Raw genomic sequence first — 3518 nt, 5'->3', positions numbered from 1 at the left:
GGTAAGCAGAGTTTTTGAAATGTAAGGCCTTTGAATAAGACAAAAGGCTGCCTCATCGCTAACTTTGCAACAGTGCCTTTAAAAATATGCCTGTGGATATGTGCATATCATCGCTTACCAGCGCCGCTTCGCGGCTCGGTCAACCCCTCAGAACCGCGAAAACAAGTTTCGCAGTTCTTCACGGTTCATGTTTTAATCCGAGCATGGCGCCAGCACCTTCGCGGCACCATCGAGGCCCGCGCTGCTGCCGCACCGGGCCTCACCCTCAAATAAAATAAAGTTTATAAAAATCGTACTTGTATTGACCCCTGTTTATTCTGAGTATATCCTTTCTGTAACCAAAACTACGGAGGCGCCACAGATGGCTCAGAAAAACAGAATTTCAGAAACAGAATGGAAACAGCTGCTGCCGCAAATGGCTTCCTTTGCACACATCACAACAGATATTGGCTATTCCGTGCTTGTCAAAGGTGAGAAATCATCAGACGTAGCCACGCGAGTAGGCCGTTCCAAGCAAAACATTTCCAGCACCGTTAAGCGAATCTGGGATTTGTACCAGAACACCACTCTTAAAGCCGAGAACGGCGAACCATTAAAATTAGTTCAGGTCTGGATACCAGCAAGCCTTGCTGAAACTGTTTTAAAAGAAGCCGCGAAGTACAGCATTAATAACATCACGACCTCGGAAATGGAAAAAAAATAAAGTCCGAAAGGACTTTATTTTAAGACTACTAACGCGGCTTTATTACAGTGCTCGCCACCACAGTAAACCACTATCCCCGGTTTACCCCAGAGATTGATATGACACACCGGGCAGCTGTACTTTTCCCGGTTTGTTTTGTTCACCGGTGCTTCAGGCGGTGGGGTTACAAATCGCATGGCCTCTATGATCTCGTCGTCGAGTTCAACCGGGTCGCGCCCTTCCTCCACCTCCTGTTCGTGTTCGCTATCATCTTCCTCGTCGTCAATATAGCCTTTTCCTGTAGGGCTTAGCACAGCGCCAGGCTTAGGCTGGTAAGGCGGAAACCTGTCCATCCAGGAAAGCTGGAAATGGCCTGTCAGCAGTTCATCACAGGCCATATCGAAAGGGCCACCGGCAATAATATAATGGGTCATGCTCTGGCCCACTTTCCTGCCTCCCGGTTCGCCGGTATCAGAAGGCATTAGTCCTACCCGTTCCATCCGGGCCGCCCACTGTTTGTTGTGATAGCCACGGCGGCCAGGCTCGCCAAAATGGAATTGCCACTGATGAACCATCTCATGCACCAGTGTTGAAAGCGTGGCCTTTATGGTTCTGATCGAGAAATACACCGGATTCATAGCGATCTCGTCTACCGTGTACCCACTCTCACGGCCGACGAAACGCTTAAAGGAACAATAGCCATACGTTCGCTTCTCACGCTGCAACGTTATCAGGCATGGCGGCAGCTCGTTGCTGAATAGCTTCTCATTGAAAAAATCGTAGGCTCTCTGAAGTTCATCGTAGGTTTCGGGCGTAGGCAAATTCACTGCTAACCTCACATATATGTATTGTGCAATACACATAATTTAGCTGATCTTTTATACAGAGGAAACGGCTTTTAGGGGTCGTTTGCGGGAGAGGGCGAAATCCTACGCTAAGGCTTTGGCCAACGATATTCTCCGGTAAGATTGATGTGTTCCCAGGGGATAGGAGAAGTCGCTTGATATCTAGTATGACGTCTGTCGCACCTGCTTGATCGCGGCCGCGATAGCTAGATCGCGTTGCTCCTCTTCTCCATCCGCGTTCCAAGCTGCGGAAAGGCACCCATAAGCGTACGCCTGGTCGAGCAGGCGACGCGGATCGACGTCCAGCGCACGAGAGAATGCGTCCGCCATCTGTGCAATGCGTCTAGGATCGAGACAAAGGTCGTCTCTGTCAGCCGGATCGTAGAACATATTGGCGGCGCCAAAGCCCACTTCACCGACCAGACCGACGGGATCTATCACCAGCCAGCCGCGACTGGAGAACATGATGTTTTCATGATGCAGATCGCCATGTAGCCCACGCAGTTCCGAGGCATTGCTCATCATTTGATCGGCTATAATCGCCGCGTGGACGTAGTCAGTTTGACAACCTGCGTTTTGATCATCGCGCGCCCGCTGAAACAAAGCTGCAAAGCGATCCCGGATCGGGAGAAGGGCAGAAGGCAGGGGTTCCTCAGATGCGGCATACAGCTTCGCCATTAGTTCCGCTGCAATTTCGGTCGCCTGGTAGTCGCCGTGCTCGGCAACGATGTGAGAGAGCATTCGCTCCCCGGCATATTCGAGCAACATCAGATTGTTCTCACGACCGAGCAACCGGACTGCTCCCCTCCCATTGCGCCATACCAGATAGTCGGCCCCGCGCAGTTCATCAGCAATGTCTTCTATAGGTTTCAATCCCTTGACGATTGCAGGAGTCCCGTCTGGCAATGAAACTTTCCAAACGAGGCTGGAAAAGGTGTCCGCAATGAGAACAGGTTGCGAAACGTGCCAATGAGCAGGAAAAACAGGCGGCATGAACATCAACCCCAAGTCAGAGGGTCCAATCGCAGATAGAAGGCAAGGCGTTCGCGGTCGGGGGCTTCGATCCCCAATACATTGAATAGGACAGCGAAGGCGCGCTCTGCTTCATCTGGCGCTGCCCAGTTCTCTTCGGCGTTAGCAATCATGAGTGCCAAATCGGCATAGCGATCTGCTGTTCCGAGCCGCCCAAGGTCGATCAGACCCGTGCATTGAAGAGTTTTAGGGTCCACCATGAAGTTCGGCATGCAGGGATCACCATGGCAAACAACCATATCGGTGCGCTCTTGGTCGAGCCGCACCGGTAGCTCTCGTTCGACACGAGCCAAAAGATCGAGCTGCGGCGTACTCTTGTCCTCGTCCGGTAAGAAGTCGGGATTGACGGCATTGCGGGACACCACATCAACGGCGCGTCCGAACATTCGCGACAGCCTGCGCTCAAACGGACATTGATCAACCGATAGGCTGTGAACAGCGCCAAGTTGCTGCCCCATTGACGGCCACGCTTTGAGCAAATCCGCTCCAGACAGATCAGCCGCCGGTACTCCCGGAATTGCCGTTATCACCAAGCATGCACCCTCCTGTTCCTCCTGCCAGTTGATCACCTCGGGGCAAGCCACACCTCGACCTTTGAGCCAAATGAGGCGGTCACGCTCTCCAGCGAGCTCACCGCGGCGGGAAGCAGGTGCGATTTTCGCGAAGGCATGCCCGTCACCACGTCGAAAAACAAAATCACCAGATTCTCCGCCTCTGACAGGCAACCAGTCAGAATGCGATTCACCAAAAAAAATATTAGTTCGATTCAATGGAGGTTCCTTCAGTTTTCTGATGAAGCGCGGAGGTGGCTCAACCTGCGAAAAGAAACGAGTTGCTACGTAAGTCCGAGAACATGCTTTCCATGGTCTCTGAGCTCGCCTTGATGCCCGAGGCATAGACTGTACAAAAAAACAGTCATAACAAGCCATGAAAACCGCCACTGCGCCGTTACCACCGCT

General features: G+C 52.2%; 4 protein-coding genes. 1 reads left to right on the top strand and 3 read right to left on the bottom strand.

What is annotated here, in order from left to right:
• Window positions 1-361: 361 nt before the first annotated feature.
• Window positions 362-703: an antirestriction protein ArdAB regulator ArdK gene (gene ardK, locus CHU32_RS27630; protein WP_000057569.1), complete on the top strand. Its 342-nt coding sequence runs from the start codon at window positions 362-364 to the stop codon at window positions 701-703.
• A gap of 14 nt (window positions 704-717) precedes the next feature.
• On the opposite strand, the gene CHU32_RS27625 is transcribed toward ardK, so the two are convergent.
• The 3 genes from CHU32_RS27625 to aph(3'')-Ib form a co-directional block, all read right to left on the bottom strand.
• Window positions 718-1509, bottom strand: coding sequence for a SprT-like domain-containing protein (locus tag CHU32_RS27625; RefSeq protein WP_004248792.1), 792 nt, complete (start codon window positions 1507-1509; stop codon window positions 718-720).
• 180 nt (window positions 1510-1689) lie between these two features.
• Window positions 1690-2526 (bottom strand): aminoglycoside O-phosphotransferase APH(6)-Id, encoded by an 837-nt coding sequence (locus CHU32_RS27620; RefSeq protein ID WP_000480968.1) that lies wholly within the window; start codon window positions 2524-2526, stop codon window positions 1690-1692.
• Window positions 2526-3329 (bottom strand): aminoglycoside O-phosphotransferase APH(3'')-Ib, encoded by an 804-nt coding sequence (gene aph(3'')-Ib / locus CHU32_RS27615; protein ID WP_001082319.1) that lies wholly within the window; start codon window positions 3327-3329, stop codon window positions 2526-2528. Before aph(3'')-Ib ends, CHU32_RS27620 begins: the two co-directional genes overlap by 1 nt.
• Window positions 3330-3518: the final 189 nt, after the last annotated feature.

The sequence above is a fragment of the Superficieibacter electus genome (assembly GCF_002915575.1).
GTDB classification, from domain to species: domain Bacteria; phylum Pseudomonadota; class Gammaproteobacteria; order Enterobacterales; family Enterobacteriaceae; genus Superficieibacter; species Superficieibacter electus.
This window is presented reverse-complemented; position numbering and strand designations above follow the sequence as displayed.